15 protein-coding genes are annotated in these 20,040 nt (G+C 60.8%); 9 read left to right on the forward strand and 6 right to left on the reverse strand.

Annotated features, from left to right (window positions below):
- Positions 1-11 precede the first annotated feature (11 nt).
- Positions 12-1,316, forward strand: a complete 1,305-nt coding sequence (efeB, locus tag ABX75_RS18435) for an iron uptake transporter deferrochelatase/peroxidase subunit (protein WP_047882441.1) — start codon at positions 12-14, stop codon at positions 1,314-1,316.
- 28 nt (positions 1,317-1,344) lie between these two features.
- Positions 1,345-2,163, forward strand: coding sequence for an iron uptake system protein EfeO (gene efeO, locus ABX75_RS18440; protein WP_034113554.1), 819 nt, complete (start codon positions 1,345-1,347; stop codon positions 2,161-2,163).
- Between the two features lie 10 nt (positions 2,164-2,173).
- Here efeO and ABX75_RS18445 read toward each other — a convergent pair whose 3' ends face one another.
- Positions 2,174-5,806: a hypothetical protein gene (locus tag ABX75_RS18445; protein ID WP_144419305.1), complete on the reverse strand. Its 3,633-nt coding sequence runs from the start codon at positions 5,804-5,806 to the stop codon at positions 2,174-2,176.
- Between the two features lie 114 nt (positions 5,807-5,920).
- On the reverse strand, positions 5,921-7,264 hold the full coding sequence (gene pssA, locus ABX75_RS18450) for a CDP-diacylglycerol--serine O-phosphatidyltransferase (RefSeq protein WP_040268171.1): 1,344 nt from the start codon (positions 7,262-7,264) through the stop codon (positions 5,921-5,923).
- A 125-nt stretch (positions 7,265-7,389) separates the two neighbouring features.
- Here pssA and ABX75_RS18455 point away from each other — a divergent pair, with 125 nt between their 5' ends.
- Together ABX75_RS18455 and ABX75_RS18460 are read left to right on the forward strand one after the other, a co-directional pair.
- Positions 7,390-7,953 carry a TetR/AcrR family transcriptional regulator gene (locus ABX75_RS18455; RefSeq protein ID WP_034097585.1) on the forward strand — a complete coding sequence of 188 codons (564 nt, stop codon included), beginning with the start codon at positions 7,390-7,392 and terminating at the stop codon, positions 7,951-7,953.
- A 54-nt stretch (positions 7,954-8,007) separates the two neighbouring features.
- Entirely contained in the window at positions 8,008-8,487 is a 480-nt protein-coding gene (locus ABX75_RS18460) for a nuclear transport factor 2 family protein (RefSeq protein WP_034113550.1), read from the forward strand.
- A 61-nt stretch (positions 8,488-8,548) separates the two neighbouring features.
- Here ABX75_RS18460 and ABX75_RS18465 read toward each other — a convergent pair whose 3' ends face one another.
- Both ABX75_RS18465 and ABX75_RS18470 read right to left on the reverse strand, forming a co-directional pair.
- Entirely contained in the window at positions 8,549-9,706 is a 1,158-nt protein-coding gene (locus tag ABX75_RS18465) for a PQQ-dependent sugar dehydrogenase (RefSeq protein ID WP_047882428.1), read from the reverse strand.
- A gap of 11 nt (positions 9,707-9,717) precedes the next feature.
- Positions 9,718-10,032: a hypothetical protein gene (locus ABX75_RS18470; protein WP_034113545.1), complete on the reverse strand. Its 315-nt coding sequence runs from the start codon at positions 10,030-10,032 to the stop codon at positions 9,718-9,720.
- Positions 10,033-10,216: 184 nt separating this feature from the next.
- On the opposite strand from ABX75_RS18470, the gene ABX75_RS18475 reads away from it, so the two are divergent.
- Positions 10,217-11,056 (forward strand): Ku protein, encoded by an 840-nt coding sequence (locus ABX75_RS18475; RefSeq protein ID WP_047882429.1) that lies wholly within the window; start codon positions 10,217-10,219, stop codon positions 11,054-11,056.
- Positions 11,057-11,079: 23 nt separating this feature from the next.
- Positions 11,080-13,566, forward strand: a complete 2,487-nt coding sequence (ligD, locus tag ABX75_RS18480; RefSeq protein WP_047882430.1) for a DNA ligase D — start codon at positions 11,080-11,082, stop codon at positions 13,564-13,566.
- A gap of 15 nt (positions 13,567-13,581) precedes the next feature.
- Here the strand turns inward: ligD and lpxO are convergent, their stop codons facing one another.
- Both lpxO and ABX75_RS18490 read right to left on the reverse strand, forming a co-directional pair.
- Positions 13,582-14,481 carry a lipid A hydroxylase LpxO gene (gene lpxO / locus ABX75_RS18485; RefSeq protein WP_034097577.1) on the reverse strand — a complete coding sequence of 300 codons (900 nt, stop codon included), beginning with the start codon at positions 14,479-14,481 and terminating at the stop codon, positions 13,582-13,584.
- A gap of 255 nt (positions 14,482-14,736) precedes the next feature.
- Entirely contained in the window at positions 14,737-16,080 is a 1,344-nt protein-coding gene (locus tag ABX75_RS18490) for a Wzz/FepE/Etk N-terminal domain-containing protein (RefSeq protein ID WP_034097575.1), read from the reverse strand.
- Between the two features lie 347 nt (positions 16,081-16,427).
- Between ABX75_RS18490 and ABX75_RS18495 the strand changes: the two genes are divergently transcribed.
- From ABX75_RS18495 to ABX75_RS18505, 3 genes are all read left to right on the forward strand, one after another.
- Positions 16,428-16,817: a TIGR03067 domain-containing protein gene (locus ABX75_RS18495; protein ID WP_047882431.1), complete on the forward strand. Its 390-nt coding sequence runs from the start codon at positions 16,428-16,430 to the stop codon at positions 16,815-16,817.
- Positions 16,818-16,992: 175 nt separating this feature from the next.
- Entirely contained in the window at positions 16,993-18,231 is a 1,239-nt protein-coding gene (locus tag ABX75_RS18500; protein ID WP_047882432.1) for an MFS transporter, read from the forward strand.
- Positions 18,232-18,373: 142 nt separating this feature from the next.
- On the forward strand, positions 18,374-19,960 hold the full coding sequence (locus ABX75_RS18505) for an ABC-F family ATPase (RefSeq protein ID WP_080758731.1): 1,587 nt from the start codon (positions 18,374-18,376) through the stop codon (positions 19,958-19,960).
- Positions 19,961-20,040 lie beyond the last annotated feature (80 nt).

A 20,040-nucleotide genomic window follows, 5' to 3' on the forward strand; every position in this document is an offset into this window, starting at 1 on the left:
ACAACCGCCCCATGAGTGATTCAGAACAGCTTAACCTTCAGCGTCGCCGTGTCCTGCTGGGCATGGCCGCCACTGGCGCGGCGATTGCCGGCAGCAGCTTGACCTGCCCGGCCATGGCCGCCGCTGCGGAACAAGTCACCACCGCGCCGCGCAGTGACAAGACCCAGGACCACCACGATTTTTACGGCCAGCATCAGACAGGCATCGTCACCCCGCGCCCGGCCTGCGGCATGCTGGTGGCCTTCGATGTATTGGCCAGCGATCGCCAGGACCTGGAGCGCCTTTTCCGCACCCTGAACGAGCGTATCCATTTCCTGATGAGCGGTGGCCCGGTGGCCCAAGTCGACCCGAAATTGCCACCCACCGATTCCGGGATTCTGGGCCCGGTGGTGACGCCGGATAACCTGACCATCACTGTGTCGGTGGGTGAATCGCTGTTCGACGAACGCTTCGGCCTCGCCGCCGCCAAGCCCAAACGTCTGATCCGTATGGTGGGGTTTCCCAACGATGCGTTGGAGCCGGCGCAGTGCCATGGCGACCTCAGCCTGCAATTCAGCTCCAACACGCCGGACACCAATATCCACGCCCTGCGCGACATCGTGAAGAACTTGCCGGACTTGCTGCTGGTGCGCTGGAAACAGGAAGGCAGCGTGCCGCCCCAGGCCCCTGCCCGCCCCGGCGAGCCGGCGCAGAGCGCGCGTAACTTCCTGGGTTTCCGGGATGGTTCGGCCAACCCCGACTCCAATAACGACCAAGCCATGAACCAGATCGTGTGGGTGCAGCCCGGTAGCGATGAACCGGCCTGGGCCGCCCATGGCAGTTACCAGGCGGTGCGCATCATCCGCAACTTCGTCGAACGCTGGGACCGCACGCCCCTGCAGGAACAAGAAAGCATCATCGGCCGCATCAAAACCACCGGCGCCCCCATGGACGGCCACAAAGAAACCCAGGTGCCCGACTACAGCAAAGACCCGGAAGGCAAGCTGACCAAGCTCGATGCCCATATCCGCCTGGCCAACCCGCGCACCCCGCAGACCCAGGCCAACCTGATCCTGCGCCGGCCCTTCAACTATTCCAACGGCGTCAATAAGAACGGTCAGTTGGACATGGGGCTGCTGTTCATCTGCTATCAGGCCGACCTGGAAAAAGGCTTTATCAGCGTACAAACCCGACTCAACGGCGAACCCCTGGAGGAATACCTCAAGCCGGTCGGCGGCGGGTATTTCTTCACCTTGCCGGGGGTCAGCGGGCCCCAGGATTTCCTCGGCCGCACGCTGCTGGCCGCCACGCACCCACACACCTCTGCCAATACCTGAAACCCACCCCCACAGCGGAAACTGTCCCATGAAGAAGTCGACTCTCGCGTTGTCGTTGTTGCTGACCCTCTCGCCCCTGGCCGCCTTCGCCGCCACCGCACCGCTGGACCTGGTCGGGCCGGTGTCGGACTACAAGATTTATGTCACCGAAGAGATCGGTGAACTGGTGACCCAAACCCAGGCCTTTACCGACGCGATCAACAAAGGCGACCTGGCCACCGCCAAGAAGCTCTATGCGCCTACCCGCGTGCACTACGAGTCCATCGAGCCGATTGCCGAGTTGTTCAGCGACCTCGACGCCTCCATCGACTCCCGCGTCGACGACCACGAAAAAGGCGTAACCGCCGAAGACTTCACCGGCTTCCACCGCATCGAGTACGCGTTATTCTCGCAGAACTCGACTCAGGGCCTGGAGACGCTGACCGCCAAGCTCAACACCGACGTCAATGACCTCAAGACCCGCGTGGACGGCCTGACCTTCCCGCCGGAAAAAGTCGTCGGCGGTGCCGCCGCGCTGTTGGAGGAAGTCGCCGCCACCAAGATCTCCGGCGAAGAAGATCGCTACAGTCACACCGACCTGTATGACTTCCAGGGCAATATCGACGGCGCGAAAAAAATCGTCGACCTGTTCCGCGGCCAGATCGAGAAGCAGGACAAGGCCTTCCTGGCCAAAGTCGATAAAAACTTCGCCACCGTGGACAAGGTGCTGGCCAAGTACAAAACCAAAGACGGCGGCTTCGAGACCTACGACAAGGTCAAGGACAGCGACCGTAAAGCGCTGGTGGGTCCGGTCAACACCCTCGCTGAAGACCTGTCCATGCTGCGCGGCAAGCTGGGCCTGAACTGAGGATCAGCACTCACGGGGTGGCATCGGCGACAAACTCGCTCAGGGGCGTGCCAACCGGCCGCCCGTTGAGCGGGTCCAAGGCGTACCAGTGACCACCGTAGCGCACGCTTTGAACCTCGGCCCCACGGTAGACGCCAGTGCGGCTCCCCACGGGTGACTGACCGCCGGGTTCCTGCCGGTCGATCTGCCCGGCCGCGATGATCAGGTAACTGCGCAGTTTTTCTTCGGCCGTCAGCAAGTGCGGAGCGACTTTGCCCGAATTCATCGTTCCTTGCAGGATCAGCTTAGGCACGTTAAATAAGCCTTTGGTCGCCGCCCGGATCATCTGCGGGTAGCCATCCAGCGGATTCAGCGCGGCATTGGCGAACAGCCCCGAATGCTTGAGAAAATCAAACGCGCGATCACTGAAGGTGGCCGCCGGTTTGACCCTGGCTGTTGTCGACACCATGGGGCTTACCGTGGCCGTCAAACGCCTGGCAATCCCCTTCAAAGGTTTGAATGCCAGGGCTTTGGCTGAGCGAATCAACCCCCGCGCCGGGCCCGCTGCACCAATGGCCACCCCGACGGTGTCCACGGCCAGGTTGGCCAAGCCGCTGCCGATATTGCCTGCTTTGAATTCCTGATAGGCACCGACAAAGGGCACGAAACCCAGCAAAAAATTGTGCGCACGGGTGCGTGCTTCGCGACGGCGTTCCAACGGCACTTGTTCGGTCGCCCTTTGCAGCAAGGCCTCTGGAGACTCGTAGAAATTCCCCTGCGCGATCGCCTCCACGATGCGCGCGGTTTTGCGCGAACCGTAAGTATTCGGCACATAGTTCTGCGGGGTGTAGCTGGCTGGTAAAGCGCTGGCGGCGAACGGCGTGCCCAGTTGCTCGATGATCATGGCCGGCGAAGCGACGTCCGACCTCGGTGCCGTCCCTAAGGTATAGGCGTCGGCATCGAACGGGACCGGCGTGCCACGGTTGACTGGCAAGTACACATGACCGTGCGGGGCGGGAAAGCGCTCGTGCTTGATCAGCCCCCCCAGTATCAGATCCTGCGGCAAGTCGGTGCGTCGCACGACATTGCCGTTGGCAAACAGCTCGTAATACGTGACTTGGTTGTTGTGCTCCAGGCGCATCACCGTGCCTTGGCGACCGCGCTGTGCCAGCCTGCTGCTCGCCGTTTCGCGGGCTTGGGTGGTGCCGGTTTCCCCGCGTAAGGTGAACAGCTCGACAGTGCCGAGTTCCAGCGCTTGTCGATCCGCCAGCGGCAACTCGGCAAGCATCAACTTCAAGCGGGTGGCATAGGCGTTCTGCAACGCGTGCCGATGCCGGTCGACCGCGCTGTTGAGCAGCCCATCCAATGCGGGCAAGCGCCGAATACGTTGATCCAACTGAGCGCGCGCCTCAGAGGAAGCCTGCGGGGCCTGGCCCTGCTGATAAGGGGTGCTGCCGCTACGGTAAGTACCACGTAAATCGCTGCTCAGCGCCCACTTGCCCGGTGTCAGATCGCCGGTCATGTACGCCTCGATGATCGAACGCGTCCTAGGTTCGCCCGAGGCCATGTTGCGACGCTCCGAAGCCTCGGCGATGTGTACGGTCATGGCCTCCAGCCCCCCCGGGGTAGTGTCCGGAAAGACCCGCAGCAGCTCTTTAATGGCCAGCGTCCTGCGGGTAGGCAGCTCGGCGCTCGCGTCGGTGAAGGCAAGGCTGGCCTCTTCGCGCTGTTTGAAGAACGCTTCGGAGGCGGTCTGGATATCCGTACGAGAATATTCTCCATCGCTGCGCAAACGGACGACCCCATTGAGCACGCCCCAATCGGCCATGATTTTCAACGCCGACAATTGCATCAACTCGGCCTGGGCATCGCTGGTGGGGCCCAGCGTGGTGAGGTGGGTGACCTGCTCTTCATTCATCGCCCGGGACGTGCCGGGTGCATGTTGATCGGCCATCGCACAGCCCAGACGCAACTCCATCCAGGCCGGGGTACCGATGTGCACCGTGCCCGGCACATCTTTGACCAGAAATTCCGGTGCTGCCTGGGCCAAGCCCAGGTGTGCCGCCAGCACGGCCAACTTGGGGTCGACGCCCTTGTGCGCGATCAGATGCTGTTCGATGTCGCGGCGCACGGCACTGAATGTGCGCCCCATGTTCGCCGGCTGGTACACCGAATACCCGGCCACATGCCCAGGCTTGTCAGTAGCGTCGATACCGGCGTGCAACTTGATCGCCGCCGCCACCAACTGTTGGCACACCGTTTTGGGCAATTCGTAGCCTGCGCCGCTCGCGCCAAACCAATTCAGCGCTCTGGCCAATTGCGCGCCAAACGCCAACGCCTCGGGGCTTTCAAGCAGCGCGGTCAAATGGGCCTGGGGGTCGGTGTGCAGTGCCTGTGGAGTGCTGTGCGCCAGTGCACTGAAGCCTCTGGCGCTGCTGCCGCCCAAGCGGGCTTGCGCCAGATCGGTCAGGGTGAGGCGATCTTCGGGCGTCAGGGTGCCGGGGGCCCACTCGCGGCGCATCAGACCGTTGTAATCGCCCAGTGGCGGTGCCGGCGGCAAGTACGTACGCAACCACTGGATGACATTGCGGGTTTCGCCGGCGGTTGCCATCGAGCCCAGCCCCAGGTATTCGACCAGTTGGCGCACGTCATAGCGGGGAGTGGAATAAACCGCACCGCCCAAGGGCTCGCTGAGCCCGACCAGCGCCTGGCGCTCTGCCTCCAGGGCGGGGTGCTGTTCGACATAACGGGTGAGATCGACCCAGCCGCCCACTGGGCTCAGACGCTCCAGCCTGCCCTCGGTTATCCGAAACGGCTTGCCGGGCCAGTCAAAGCCTTCGCGTTCGAGCAGCGCCGTCATACTCGGTTGCGCCACCAGGCGCTGCAGACGCTCGCGCGCGGCCTGGCTGGCTTCGCCCAAGGTTAACGCCGGGCTCACTTCGCAGGGGTGTTCGGACCAATTCATGGGCGTGGCGTCGGGCCAATCTCCCAGGGCCGCCTCCAGTGTGTCCGCCAAGTAGCGACGCTGCTCGATCTGACCGATCACCCGCCAAGCGCTGTCCACATCGCCGACGTGAAAGCCATGGCGGGTCTTCGCTTGCTCGACCACCGCCAACGGCACCCACTCGTCGTCCTCACCCATAAAGGTCAGGCCTTTATCGCCGGGGTCCAGCAGGTGCAACAGCGGGCGCAGGCTGGCCGAGGCCTCTAACCACCCCGACGCGTCGGTGTAGGTAAACCTGACGGCACTGCGCACACCCTCGCGGGTGACGAAGCCTTCGATAAAGTCGTGATGCAGGGTCAGCGTGGCGGTTTCTAGCCCCTGGTCGTTGAGCCAGGTTTGCAACGGCGGTTGGTTCAGCAGGTGCCGGTACAACGCCAGCAAAGGGGTCAGCGTGCTGCCCTCAGGCACCTCGACCATGCCGTGGCCGCTTTGCGTGGCTGACGTGAGGCGTTGTTCCAGCAGCGTGTCGGCAGCCGCCACGCCGTTACTGCTGGGGACCGGTTTGCGGGTCCAGGGATAACTGAGTGCGGCGCTTGAATCAGTGGTTGAGCGTCGAGCCCGCGACAGCGTGGGGGAAGGCGTTGAAGCGGATGGACGATCCGCCATGGGAACAACGCTACTGGGCACCTCATAAAAAGTACCTGAGGCGATCTTCGACATATCCACGCTCGCTCTGAAAACAGTGAGGGGCTATGTAAGAACAGCGTCGGGCGCCTGGATGTAAGCCTGATCCGACGACCGCCCGATGGAGCATTTCCGTTAGTTTCAGGCGACTTACAAAATCCGATACAGCAGACGCTCAATCCGCACCCGGCTCACACGGCGCAGGAATTTGCCGACCGCTGCCGGATAATCCGGCAGCGTCTGCAATTGCGTGTAAGCCTCGATCCGCGTGGTGTGCTGAAAAATCTGCTCCAGTTCAGCCTGGCGCGGCGCGAGCCATTGGCCCTGGGGATCGTCGATCAGCAGCGCGTTTTCCAAGTCGAGCCGGAACGCCCGGGGGTTGAGGTTGTTGCCCGTCAGCAAGGTGTAACGCTCGTCGATCCACATACCTTTGAGGTGGTAGGTGTTGTCGCCGTCGCGCCACAGGTGCAGATTTAACTGGCCGCTGTCGATGTTGCGCTGATGGCGCTTGGCAAAGCGGCGCAGGCTGATTTCATACAGGTATGGCAGCGCCGCGATCACCTTGAATGGCTCGCTGGGCGGAATGTAGAAATCGTTGGCGGTCTTGTCGCCAACAATGATGTCGATCTTCACCCCACGGGCCAGGGCACGGTTGATTTCCCGGGTGACGGGCAGTGGCAGGTTGAAGTACGGCGTGCAGATAGTCAGTTGCTGCTGGGCGCTGGCGATCAGTTCCAGGATCACCCGGCTCAACGGGTTGTTCTTGCCGACGCCCAGCAACGGGCTGACCGACAACTGGCCATTGGGCAACTGCCCCGCCGTGGTGTCGTAGGTGGCGTGCTTGAGGCGGCTGCGCAGGTCGCCGATGTCGTTGCGCAGGCTGCGGGTAGTCGGCGGGTTCGGCAGGTCCAGGCGATGCACGGCCTTGGACGCCACCAGTCCATGTTCCACCAGATGCTGCATGGAATCGGCCAGCGCTTGGCTGTGGATCAGGTGGTAGCGGTCGAAGCGGTATTTGTCGAATTTGTGCAGGTACACGTTGTTCAGACTGGCACCGCTGTAGAGCACCGTGTCATCGATCACGAAGCCCTTGAGGTGCAGCACACCGAACAGCTCGCGGGTCTGCACTGGCACACCGTATACCGGCACCTCAGTGCTGTTACGCTGGGTCATTTCCTGGTACCAGGCGCTGTTGCCCGGCTGCTTGCCGGCGCCGATCAGCCCGCGCTGGGCACGCAGCCAGTCGACCACCACCACGATCTCAAGCTCCGGCCTTGCGGCTTTGGCGGCGTGCAAGGCGTCGTAGATCTCCTGCCCTGCTTCGTCCTGCTGCAAGTACAGCGCAACGATGTAGATACGCCGCGTGGCCTGGGGGATTTTCTCCAGCAGGCAACGGCGAAACGCCGCAGCGCCGGACAGCACCTCAATCGCCTCGGGAGTGAGTGGAAAACCGCGCAGTTTGGGCAACAGGGAGCGTTTGAAGAACGACGGCATAAGGCTCGCAAAGGGTCGAATCCGAAGAGGTCCCGAGCTTACACCATGAAGATGCTCAGGTCTCGCTGTGACAGATGGAAAAAAATTAATTGACCAAGGAGAATGATCGTTCTACTGTTTGCCCCATGAACGAAATCATCAGTAATGAAACCCGCGACATTATCCTCGACGTCACCGAGAAGTTGATCTATCGCCATGGCATTGCCGCCACCGGCATGGACTTTCTGGTAAAAACCGCCGGCGTCTCGAGAAAAAGTATTTATCGCTACTTCGCCAATAAAGACGAATTGGTGATCGCCGCGCTGCAACGCCGCGATGCGCGCTGGCTCCAATGGCTGCGCAGCGAAGTGGAGCGCCAGGCCGACAGCGGCGAGCGCCTGCTGGCGCTGTTCAGCGCGCTCAAGGCCTGGTTTGGCTCTGAGGACTTTCGCGGCTGCGCCTTTATCAACACCAGCGGCGAAACTGGCGACCCGCACAACCCCGTCCGCCTGCTGGCCAAAGCTCATAAACAGAAACTGTTCGAGTACGTACTCGAACTGTGTCAAGCACATGGCACCCCCGACCCCGAGCGGCAGGCCGCGCACCTGCTGATCCTGATCGATGGCGCCATTACCGTTGCCCTGGTAATGGGCGATTCAACGGCTGCCGATAATGCGCAATGCATGGCGCGAACGTTATTGGGACTGTGAACGCACAGGCTGAGCAACTTTCGATAAACCTTAATGAGTTAAAGGAGTCGCAGCATGTCATCTACAGAACAACCGCGCCCGCCCCTGCCGCCGTTTACCCGCGAGTCGGCGATCGAGAAAGTGCGCCTGGCCGAAGACGGCTGGAACTCCCGGGACGCAGAACGCGTTTCCCTGGCCTACACCCTGGACACCCAATGGCGCAACCGCGCCGAGTTCGCTCACAACCGCGAAGAAGCCAAAGGTTTCCTGACACGCAAATGGGCCAAGGAACTGGACTATCGGCTGATCAAGGAATTATGGGCGTTTACCGATAACCGCATCGCCGTGCGTTACGCCTATGAGTGGCACGACGATTCCGGTAATTGGTTCCGCTCTTATGGCAACGAGAACTGGGAGTTCGACGAGAACGGCTTGATGGCCCATCGGTTTGCCTGCATCAACGACATGCCGATCAAGGAAAGCGAGCGCAAGTTCCACTGGCCGCTGGGTCGCCGGCCGGATGAGCATCCGGGCCTGTCGGCGCTGGGCCTGTAAACCTCACCCGCGTAAAGAAGTGGGAGTGGGCTAGCCCGCTCCCACTGGCGGCTCAGCCTTGTCAGTCCGGTTTCAGCCCCACACGGTACAACACGCCCTTTTCCTCATCCGTCAGCACGTACAGATAGCCATCCGGTCCCTGCCGCACATCGCGAATCCGCGCTTTCAAGCCGCCGAGCAAGCGCTCCTCATGCACCACCTTATCGCCCTCGAACTGCAAGCGAATCAGCTCCTGACTGGCCAGTGCACCAATAAATACGTTGTGCTGCCACGGTTTGAAGCGATCGGCGTCGTAGAACGCCATGCCGCTGATACCCGGTGATTTTTCCCATACATGGCGCGGCGCGACGGTGCCTTCGACAGTCTTGCCTTTGGCTTCGGGAATCGGCGTCAGCGAATAGTTGATGCCATGGGTTGCCAGTGGCCAACCGTAGTTCTTGCCGCGTTCGATGACATTGATCTCATCGCCGCCACGGGGGCCGTGCTCGTTTTCCCACAGCGTGCCGCTCCACGGATTCAGCGCCAGGCCTTGAGGGTTGCGCTGGCCGTAGGACCAGATCTCCGGCCGTACGCCTTCCTGACCGACGAACGGGTTGTCGTCCGGCACACGGCCATCCGGATAGATGCGCACGACCTTGCCTTGCAATTTGTCCAGATCCTGGGCGGTGGGTCGGTCGTTGTTTTCGCCGAGGGTCACGAACAGGTAGCCGTCAAGGTCAAACGCCAGGCGCGAACCGAAGTGGTTACCGGTGGAGAGCTTGGGTTCCTGGCGCAGGATCACCTGAAAGTTGGTCAGGCCACTCAGGTCGGCGGCCAAACGTCCGCGCCCGACCGCCGTGCCGGCTGTCCCGCCCTTGCCGCCGCCTTCGGCGTAAGACAAATACACCATGCGGTCTTGCTTGAAGTCCGGGGACAGCACCACATCCAGCAGACCGCCCTGCCCCTTGGCCCACACCTGCGGCACACCGCTTAACGGCGCCGACAGCTTGCCGTCGGCGCTGACGACCCGCAGGTGCCCCGGCCGCTCGGTTACCAGAAAGCCTTGCTGGTCCGGCAGGAATGCCACCGCCCACGGGTGATCCAGCCCTTGGGCTATCGGCGTGGCCGTGATACTGCCTTGTTCACTGGGGAACTGTTGAGCCCCGGCGGCATGCGCCGCAATCGAGGGCAACAGGGTCGATGCGCACAGCGCAGCCAGCAGGGTTTTGCGTAGCAACATAAGACAGGTCCTTACCGGCGATTGCCGTTGGCATCATACGTGGGGGCTTTGGTTTCAGTGGCCGGGCGGCTGGGGGCGGCCTGGCGCTGCGGATAACGGTTGCCGATGCCGCCGTTTTCCAGCGTCGGCGTACGCGGGGTCGGCACAGTCTGAATACCCCGCGTCGCCGGGGCATTGGGCTGGGTGCCCTGCATGCTGTTGGGGTTGGCCCGGTGAATCGGGCTGTTGTTGCTATTGCTTCGCCCGGGCAGGTCTTGCGCCTGGGCCAGGGGTATCAGGGCCAGGCCCAACACCAGCAATGCGAGATAACGCCTGCAACTGATCATGAGCAAACCTCTCTGAAACGAGCTGTACGTGCTTTCGATGGCACGCTACGCCCTGGGTTCGCCTTTGGTAAGTAAATTGTTTCTGATGAGGTGTAACACGATCTGTCCACGTATCCGCCCGGGGAAACTTTTCGCGCCGCCGCCGAGTCACCAGAACACTGCTTCTTCTCAAGGAATCGCACTTATGCCACGGGCAATCTGGAAAGGCGCAATCAGTTTCGGCTTGGTTCATATCCCGGTGTCGCTGGTCTCGGCCACGTCCCATCAGGGCGTGGACTTCGACTGGTTGGACAAGCGCAGCATGGACCCGGTGGGCTACAAGCGCATCAACAAAACCACAGGCAAGGAAGTCACCAAAGAGAACATCGTCAAGGGTGTGGCCTATGAGAAAGGCCGCTATGTGGTGCTCAGCGAAGACGAGATCCGCTCTGCCCACCCCAAGTCGACCCAGACCATCGAGATCATCGCCTTCGTTGCCAGCGAGCAGATCCCCCTACAAAACATCGACACGCCGTACTTTCTGGCGCCGGACAAACGCGGCGGCAAGGTCTATGCCCTGCTGCGCGAAACCCTGAAAAAAACCGGCAAGGTGGCCCTGGCCAATGTAGTGCTGCACACCAAACAACACCTGGCAGCATTGATGCCCCTGGAATCGGCGCTGGTGCTGGTGATGCTGCGATGGCCCGCCGAGGTGCGCGGCCTGGATGAGCTGGAGCTGGGCAGCGAGGTGACCAAACCCAGCCTGGCCAAGGGCGAGCTGGACATGGCCAAACGCCTGGTGGAAGACATGAGCGCTGACTGGCAGCCCGAGGAATACCGCGACAGCTTTCAGGAAAAGATCATGGCTCTGGTGGAGAAAAAAGCCAAAGCCGGCAAGATCGAGGACGTGGAATCCCAGGAAGGCGCGGACGAGCGCAAGTCTGCAGACGTGATCGACCTGACCGAACTGCTCAAACGCAGCCTGGCCGGTAAGCCTGCGGGGAAAAAACCGGCGGCGAAAAAGTCTTCGAAAAAAGCCTCTTGAACCTGCCATAGGATGGAGCCCCCATGGCCAAACCTTTGAGTGAATACAACCGCAAACGTGACTTCCAGATCACTGCCGAACCGTCGGGCAGTGCGCCGACCGGAAAAAAAGCCAAGGCATCGGCGCTGTCGTTTGTGATCCAGAAGCACGACGCACGCCACCTTCACTATGATTTCCGCTTGGAGCTGGACGGCGTGCTCAAGAGCTGGGCGGTGCCTAAAGGCCCGAGTCTGGACCCGAGCCAGAAGCGCCTCGCGGTGCACGTTGAAGACCACCCGCTGAGCTATGGCAGCTTCGAAGGCAGCATCCCGGCAGGCCAGTACGGCGCCGGGGACGTAATCGTGTGGGACCGCGGCGTCTGGCAACCTCACGATGACCCGCATCAGGCGTATGCCGCCGGCAAACTCAAGTTCACCCTGGTCGGCGAAAAACTCAGCGGCGATTGGACGCTGGTGCGCACCCGCCTCAAAGGCAGCGGCGACAAAGAGCAATGGCTGCTGATCAAGGAGAAAGACGCCCAGGCCCGCCCCGCCACGGAGTTCGACATCGTGCAGGCCCAGCCCGACAGCGTGCTCAGCGACGCCTCAGTTGGCCAACCGCCGCCAGAGAAACCCAAAGCCAAAGCTCGTAGCAAAAAAGCGGCCTCCGCCAGCGCCCTTCCCGAGCAGTTCACCCCGCAATTGGCCACCCTGGTGGACCGCGCGCCCGAAGGCGATTGGCAGTATGAAATCAAGTTCGATGGCTACCGCATTCTGGCGCGTATCCGCGACGGCGAGGTGCGCCTGTTTACCCGCAACGGCCATGACTGGACCGAGCGCCTGCCGCGTCAAGCCAAGGCGCTGCAAGCTCTTAAGCTCAAGGACAGCTGGTTAGATGGCGAGGTCGTCAGCCTCAATAGTGACGGGCTCCCGGATTTCCAGGCTTTGCAGAACGCTTTCGATATCGGCCGCAGCCTCGACATCGTCTACTACATGTTCGACGCGCCCTTCCTCAATGGCCAGGATCAGCGCGAAGTTCCGGTGGAACAGCGCCGCGCATCCCTAAAGGCCGCGCTGCGCGGTAGCCGAAGCAAGCTGCTGCGCTTCTCCGAGGCCTTCGCTGCCAACCACCGGGATATCTTCGAAAGTGCTTGCGACTTGGCGTTGGAAGGGGTGATCGGCAAACGCCTGGGCAGCCCCTATGTATCGCGGCGCAGCAACGATTGGGTCAAACTCAAATGCCGCTTGCGCCAGGAATTCGTGATTGTTGGCTACACCCGCCCTCAAGGCTCGCGCAGCGGGTTCGGCGCGTTGCTGCTGGCGGTCAACGAGGATAGCGGGTTGGTGTACGCCGGCCGGGTGGGCACCGGGTTCGATCAGGCCGCGTTGAAGACCATCTACGGGCAGTTGAAACCCCTGGAGCGCAACACATCGCCGCTGCAAAAGCCGTTGACCAGCACCCAGGCGCGCGGCGTTCATTGGGTGGAACCGACACTGGTCGGTGAAGTGCAGTTTGCAGAATGGACCCGCGAAGGCGTGGTGCGCCAGGCCGCTTTTGTGGGGATGCGCACCGATAAGCCAGCCGAGCAGATCGTGCATGAGGTGCCACGCAAAGCCCAATTCGCAACACCCGCGACGAACCCAGTCGGGGTCAAAATCAGCCACCCCGACCGCGTCATCGACCCCCAGAGCGGCACGCAGAAACAACAACTGGCGCAGTTCTACGAGAGCATCAGCCCGTGGATTCTGCCCTTTCTGCAGCGACGCCCGGTATCGCTGCTCAGGGCACCGGAGGGCGTCGACGGCGAACAGTTTTTCCAGAAACACGCTGAGCACCTGGCTATCCCCCACATTACGCAGCTGGACCCGGCGCTGGACCCAGGTCACGCGCGACTGATGGAAATCGACAGCGTGCAGGCGCTGGTAGGCGCCGTGCAGATGGGAACCATCGAGTTGCATACCTGGGGCGCCACCTCGGACAAAATCGAAACCCCGGACTTGTTCGTACTCGACCTCGACCCGGACCCTGCATTGCCGTGGAAAACCATGGTGGAAGCGGCTCAACTGACGTTGTCCGTACTGGATGAGCTGGGACTCGATGCCTTCGTTAAAACCAGCGGTGGCAAAGGGCTGCACCTGGTGGTGCCGTTGGCGCGACGCGACGGGTGGGACACGGTCAAGGCATTTGCCAAGGCCCTGGCGCAGTTCATGACTCAGCAACTGCCCGAACGCTTTACCGCCACCTCCGGGCCGAAAAACCGGGTGGGCAAGATCTTTATCGATTACCTGCGCAACGCCCGAGGCGCCAGCACCGTGGCGGCCTACTCCGTGCGGGCACGGCCAGGGCTGCCGGTGTCGGTACCGATCAGTCGCGAGGAATTGAAAGGCTTGCGCGGCGCGCAACAGTGGACAGTCGCCAATCTGTTGCAACGGGTGCAGGGGTTGAAGGCTGATCCCTGGGCGGGCTATGCCAACCGGCAGAAAATCACTCGCAAGATGTGGGACAAGTTGGGCGCCCGCCCACCGCAGTGAGGGGCGCCCGGCGGGTTAGATCAGGACGAAGATCAGCGCCAGCACTGCGAAAATGGCCCACTTTTCCAGGTAGTAACGCGTACGGTTGCGCTTTTTCAGTTCTTTGCCGCGTAGGCGGATCTTGTACAGCCGTGTGAAAGCGCGGTTCAAGCCGCCGGTCTTGTCACCTGCATCGTTGGGCGAGCCCGCCGCCGCCATCACGTTACGGCTGAACCAACGGTTGAAAGCCGCAGCCCAGCGATATTTCATCGGCCGTTCAATGTCGCAGAACAAGATGATGCGGTTGTGCTGCGTGGTGTTCTCGGCGTAATGGATATAGGTTTCGTCGAACATCACCGGCTCACCGTCGCGCCAGTAATAGGCCTCGCCATCCACATTGATGTAGCAGCCCGGATCGTTTGGCGTGTCCAGCCCCAAGTGATAGCGGTAAGACCCGGCATATGGATCACGGTGGCGCACCAGCTTGGAGCCTGGGGGCAGCTCGGCGAACATCGCCGCTTTGATCGAACCGATGCTTTGTACCAATTGAGTGGTGCGCGGGCACAGTTTCATCGCCGAAGGGTGACTGTCGCCGTACCACTTCAGGTAGAAGCGCTTCCAGCCCGACTTGAAGAAGGAGTTGAAACCAACGTCGTTGTATTGGTCCGAGCGCTTGATTTCCCCGGCTTGCAGCAGGTTCTGGGCTTCCTCGCGGATTTCCTGCCAATGTTCCTGCAAGGGGCTCAGGTCGGGAAAGTCACTGGTCGCCAGGTAAGGCCGGCCGGGCAATTTGGAGAACAGATACAGAAAGCAGTTGATCGGCGCCAGAAAGGTCGAATGGTCGCTGAGCTGGCGGCTCAGCTTGTGTCGCACCCGGCCACGCAGGTGTACATACGCGATGGAGGCAACGTAAAGAACAACAATGATGAGTTTCAAGGGATTTCGTCACACGTCAGAAGAGAACAGGCTGCTCCTGCGGGCCCACGACGGCCGAGGATGATAAGCAGCACCTGAAATCACAATTCACATAGTCGGCACGGCCGGCTGGAACTTCCGCCGGTTCATGCCCATCGGCCGTTATTTAGCCACAATATGTAACCAAAGGTTAACTAAGAATTGTGAAAAGCTGTCGAGTGACGGGTTTTGAGGGGGGGCGGGCTTGCCGTAGGACAAGCCCTTGCGGGGTGGGCGTTACAGCGGCAGTTCGTCGTCTTTGCGCTCACGACGGGCGAAGCGGCCATCGTCCAGCGCCGAGTAAGCCACCGCAGGGCGCGGTGCCAACATAAAGTGCCGGAACAGCGCAATCAGCAAGCCCAGTACCAGGCCGCCTACCAGGCTCAAGGCAATCACCAGGGCCTTTTTCGGCTTGATCGGCGCCAGCGGTTCCTGGGCGCGACGGTCGATGGTAACCAGTTTGAGATTGCTCATATCGATATTCAGCCCGCGCAACCGCGCGACTTCCGCACGCAGCGGCTCTACATCCTGTAGGAAGATATCCTCGTTGCCACGCTTGCGCAGCACTTCGACTTCGCGGTTCGCTTCCAGCATCTGCAGCTCTTTACCGATCTCGGCCACCCGTGGGTTGGTGAAGTCGTCACTGGTGCGTTGCTGCAAGGCCACGCGTTCGGCCTCAAGGGCTTCGGTGCCGAGGAAATACAGCGGAATTTTCTGGTTGTTGACCTCGGTGCGCATTACCTGGCCTGAGCCACCTCGGCCGGCATCGGCCATGGAGGAAGGCGTGGTCGGGGTACGAATGCCCATCGATTTAGCGATGGCAATCGCCTCGGCCAGTTCGGCCAGGCGGTTGGTGCGCTCCATTTTCATCTGCAGGCGTAAAGCACTGAGCTCATCCTGCAATTGCGCGCGCTTGAGCCGGTCGGCTTCCAGCAGCTTGGCAATCTTGGACTCTTTATCGGTTTCGTAATTGGCGCGCGCCGCGTCAATCTTGCCTTTGAGTTCGTTGAGGCGGTTATTGACGATCACTTTGAGGTCAGCGCCCACCTGATCACGCTCAGCGGCGATGGCGTAGTCCACGAAACCGTTGAGGATCGCTACGCCGTCGATGTCGGCCGGGTATTGGAGTTCCAGGCGGATGTAACTGCTTAACGAGTCAGATTTTTTCGGGTCCGGCAGAATCAGGTTGACCGAGTTGCGGTTGAAGTCTTCAAAACTCTGCTCAAGGCTTTGCCCCGGCTTTTGGAACGCCGCGAACAGTTGTTCATGGGATTTGAAGAACCCCAGCCGCGCCTCGTAAGAGTCCAGTTGAGCCCCCACCTTGGACAACGCATCGGCCGGTGGCAGCTTATAGACTTCGGAGCGGTTGAGTGCATCCAGCTCGTTGATGGCCGCCGGGCGCAGTACGCTGCTCACTTCATAGGTCTTGGGCGCCAGAAATGCATACCCTGCTCCCAATACACCCGCCAGAATCGTGCAACCCACTACCAGCTTTTTTTGCCGCCAAATCGAGTGAAACAGTTCAAACAGGTCAATTTCGTCAGAAGAGGGAGACGCGTTAAGCGGGGAAGTTCGATTCAAAATGCAAGCCACCTTAAAATTGACACTAAAAAGCCATCACCGAAGTTCCGGATAACCCGGCAGCGCATCAGGGACAACGCCCTGAAACCTGGAGAACAGGCCCACCAATGGCGATCTGACCACTCAGTTTGTGGAAAAATCCCGCGCTATATAATTTCATTTCCGTTTCAACTAAATGAACATTCGCTCAACCGATACAGCCAACTGCCACATTGTTGTCACAAGAGTAGTCAAAAGAACGTTAAATAGCTGCTAGCGCAAGGAAAATTCTTTGCCGCGCGTCTTGAGCGAGAAACATCCTACATACCAGCACCCTCTTCTAGTACCTCACTTAAAAGGACTTATCGATGCAATATGCCGCTGACCCGGATCTTCACGCCCTGCAAGGGGCCTGGGAACAAATCTCGCTGGAAGACAACGGTGTGCTTGACCCTGTCGATGCACACACTGCGCCAGGTGCCATCACCACGATTGCCGGCAACGGTTTTGAAGTGAGGACCACCGAGGGCAATGTTTTGCTGGCTGGCCGGTTTTTCCTGGACAGTCGCACCGAGCCCAAGAGCATTACCTGGATCGACTCCATCGGTGAGGATGCCGGCAAGGCACTGCCTGCCAGCTATCGCATTGAAGGAGACACCTTTGTGTTTATTGCAGCCGACGAACATATGCCCAGGCCCACCGTGTTCAAGACCGGGCCTGGACAGACCATGCGTACCTTCGTGCGGCGCCATTCTTAACGTGGCGTGGTTGGATGGTCTATAGGGTGAAACCTGCCAACGCCAGTGAATCCCTTAGCCTGCCCTTTGAAGCAGCGGCATCGTCCCTGTTCAACGCGAAACTAATCGCCGGGGCCGCAGGTCATTAACGCAATGAGCCCTCAGTCGTTGAGTGCCCCCTCCCGAAGAAACTGCCGTGGCTGATCATTCCGACTTGCGTAATACCCTGAGCCTGGACAGCCTGAACTTCTTCCTCGCGGATGTGCGTGACGGCCTTGGTCCCTACCTGGCGATTTATCTGCTGGCGGTGCACAAATGGGACCCGGCCAGCATCGGTGTGGTGATGACCCTCGCCGGCATCGCCGCCCTGCTCACTCAAGGCCCGGCGGGGGCGCTGATCGATCGCACCCGCAGCAAGCGCGCGGTAATCGCCGTGGCCGCGCTGTTGGTGACCGGCAGTTGCGTGCTATTGCCCTTCGTCAGTTCGTTCAGCCTGGTGGCGTTGACTCAGGCTGCCAGCGCGGTCGCGGCCTCGGTATTTGCACCAGCGATCTCGGCGATTTCCTTGGGAATCACCGGCCCCCGCGCCTTCACCGGCCGTACCGGGCGCAACGAAACCTTTAATCATGCCGGCAACGCCGTGGCCGCGCTGTTGGCCGGGGGCCTGGCTTACCTGTTCGGGCCAGTGGTGGTGTTCTACCTTATGGCGTTTATGGCGCTGGCCAGTATCGTCGCGGTCAGTTGCGTGTCGGCTGCGGCCATCGATCATGAGGTCGCCCGTGGCTTCGACCCCGCCCATCACCACGATCACGAGCAGCCGTCCGGTATCAAGGTGTTGCTGAGCAGTCGGCCGCTGCTGCTGTTCGCCATTTGCTGCGCCCTGTTCCACTTGGCCAATGCCGCGATGCTGCCACTGGTCAGCCAGAAGCTCTCACAGATCAATCTGCACATGGCCACACCGCTGACCTCGGCCTGTATCGTCGCCGCGCAGGTGGTGATGGTGCCGATGGCCTGGCTGGTAGGTAGCAAGGCCGATGTATGGGGACGCAAACCGTTGTTGATCCTGGGTTTTGTGATCCTGCCAGTACGTGGGGTGTTGTATACCTTGTCCAACGACCCCTACTGGCTGGTGGCGGTGCAAATGCTCGACGGCATTGGCGCGGGAATTTTCGGTGCGCTGTTCCCGGTTATCGTCAAAGACCTCACCCAAGGCACCGGGCGCTTCAATGTGAGCCTGGGCGCGCTGTCTACGGTATTTGGCCTGGGCGCGGCGCTAAGCAATAGCCTGGCCGGTTTCGTCGTGCAACAGGCCGGCTACAACGCAGCGTTTCTGACCCTGGCGGGCGTGGCGGCCGTCGCGCTGGCGCTGTTATGGCTGGCGATGCCCGAGACTCTGGAAAAACCATCGTTCGAGCGCCATACAACTGTCGCCTGACATATGCGACAATGCGCGCCAAATTCCAACACACATCCCCCATTTTCTGCTCAGCGACCGGGTTTCGCGCCTTGATGTCGCTGTTGACGCATGCCTGGCGGCATCCGCTGCCACGCGCGCAACCCATTGATAGGTAAAGTAATTGATCTCCACAGCTAACATCACCATGCAGTTCGGCGCCAAGCCGCTCTTTGAGAACGTCTCGGTCAAGTTCGGCGCCGGCAACCGTTATGGTCTGATCGGTGCGAACGGGTGCGGCAAGTCGACCTTCATGAAAATCCTCGGCGGCGATCTCGACCCGTCCGGTGGCCAGGTCATGCTGGAGCCGAACGTACGTTTGGGTAAATTGCGCCAGGACCAGTTCGCCTACGAAGAATTCACCGTGCTCGACACCGTGATCATGGGCCACGAGGAGCTGTGGAAGGTCAAGGCCGAACGCGACCGTATCTACTCGCTGCCTGAAATGAGCGAAGAAGACGGCATGGCCGTGGCCGAGCTGGAAACCGAATTCGCCGAGATGGACGGCTACACCGCCGAATCCCGCGCCGGTGAGCTGCTGCTGGGCCTGGGTATTCCCCTGGAGCAGCATTTCGGCCCGATGAGCGAAGTGTCCCCTGGCTGGAAACTGCGCGTGCTGCTGGCCCAGGCATTGTTCTCCGATCCTGAAGTGCTGCTGCTCGACGAACCGACCAACCACCTGGACATCAACACTATCCGCTGGCTGGAAAACATCCTGACCCAGCGCTCCAGCCTGATGATCATCATCTCTCACGACCGTCACTTCCTGAACAGCGTGTGCACCCACATGGCTGACCTGGACTACGGCGAGCTGCGCCTGTTCCCGGGCAACTACGACGAGTACATGACCGTGGCGACCCAGTCCCGCGAGCAACTGCTGTCGGACAACGCCAAGAAGAAAGCGCAGATCTCCGAACTGCAATCCTTCGTCAGCCGTTTCTCGGCGAACGCCTCGAAAGCCAAGCAGGCCACTTCCCGCGCCAAGGCGATCGACAAGATCCAACTGGCCGAGGTCAAGCCTTCGAGCCGTGTGAGCCCGTTCATCCGTTTCGAACAGACCAAAAAGCTGCACCGTCAGGCAGTCATCGTCGAGCACATGGCCAAAGGTTTCGACGGCAAGCCATTGTTCAAGGACTTCAGCTTCCAGATCGAAGCCGGCGAGCGCGTGGCGATCATCGGCCCGAACGGTATCGGTAAGACCACCCTGCTGCGCACCCTGGTCAACGAACTGACGCCGGATGCCGGCAGCATCAAGTGGACCGACGCCGCAGAATTGGGCTACTACGCCCAGGACCACGCTCACGACTTCGAAGACGACGTCACGCTGTTTGACTGGATGGGTCAGTGGACCCAAGGCGAGCAGATGATCCGTGGCACCCTGGGTCGCATGCTGTTCTCCAACGATGAAATCCAGAAGTCGGTCAAAGTGATCTCCGGCGGTGAGCAAGGCCGCATGCTGTTCGGCAAGCTGATCCTGCAAAAGCCGAACGTGCTGATCATGGACGAACCGACCAACCACTTGGACATGGAATCCATCGAGGCGCTGAACCTGGCGCTGGAGAACTATCCGGGCACGCTGATTTTCGTCAGTCACGACCGTGAGTTCGTGTCGTCCCTGGCCACTCGCATCATCGAGTTGAGCGCCAACGGCGTGATCGACTTCAGCGGCACCTATGATGACTACCTGCGCAGCCAAGGCGTGGTGTTCTAACAGTAGCGATCTGAAACTGTGGGGAACAGGCTCGTTGTGGCGAGCGGGCTTGCCCCGCGTCGGGCTGCGCAGCGGCCCCG

It is taken from the genome of Pseudomonas sp. ARP3 (assembly GCF_001029595.1).
Taxonomy (GTDB): Bacteria; Pseudomonadota; Gammaproteobacteria; order Pseudomonadales; family Pseudomonadaceae; genus Aquipseudomonas; species Aquipseudomonas rhodesiae.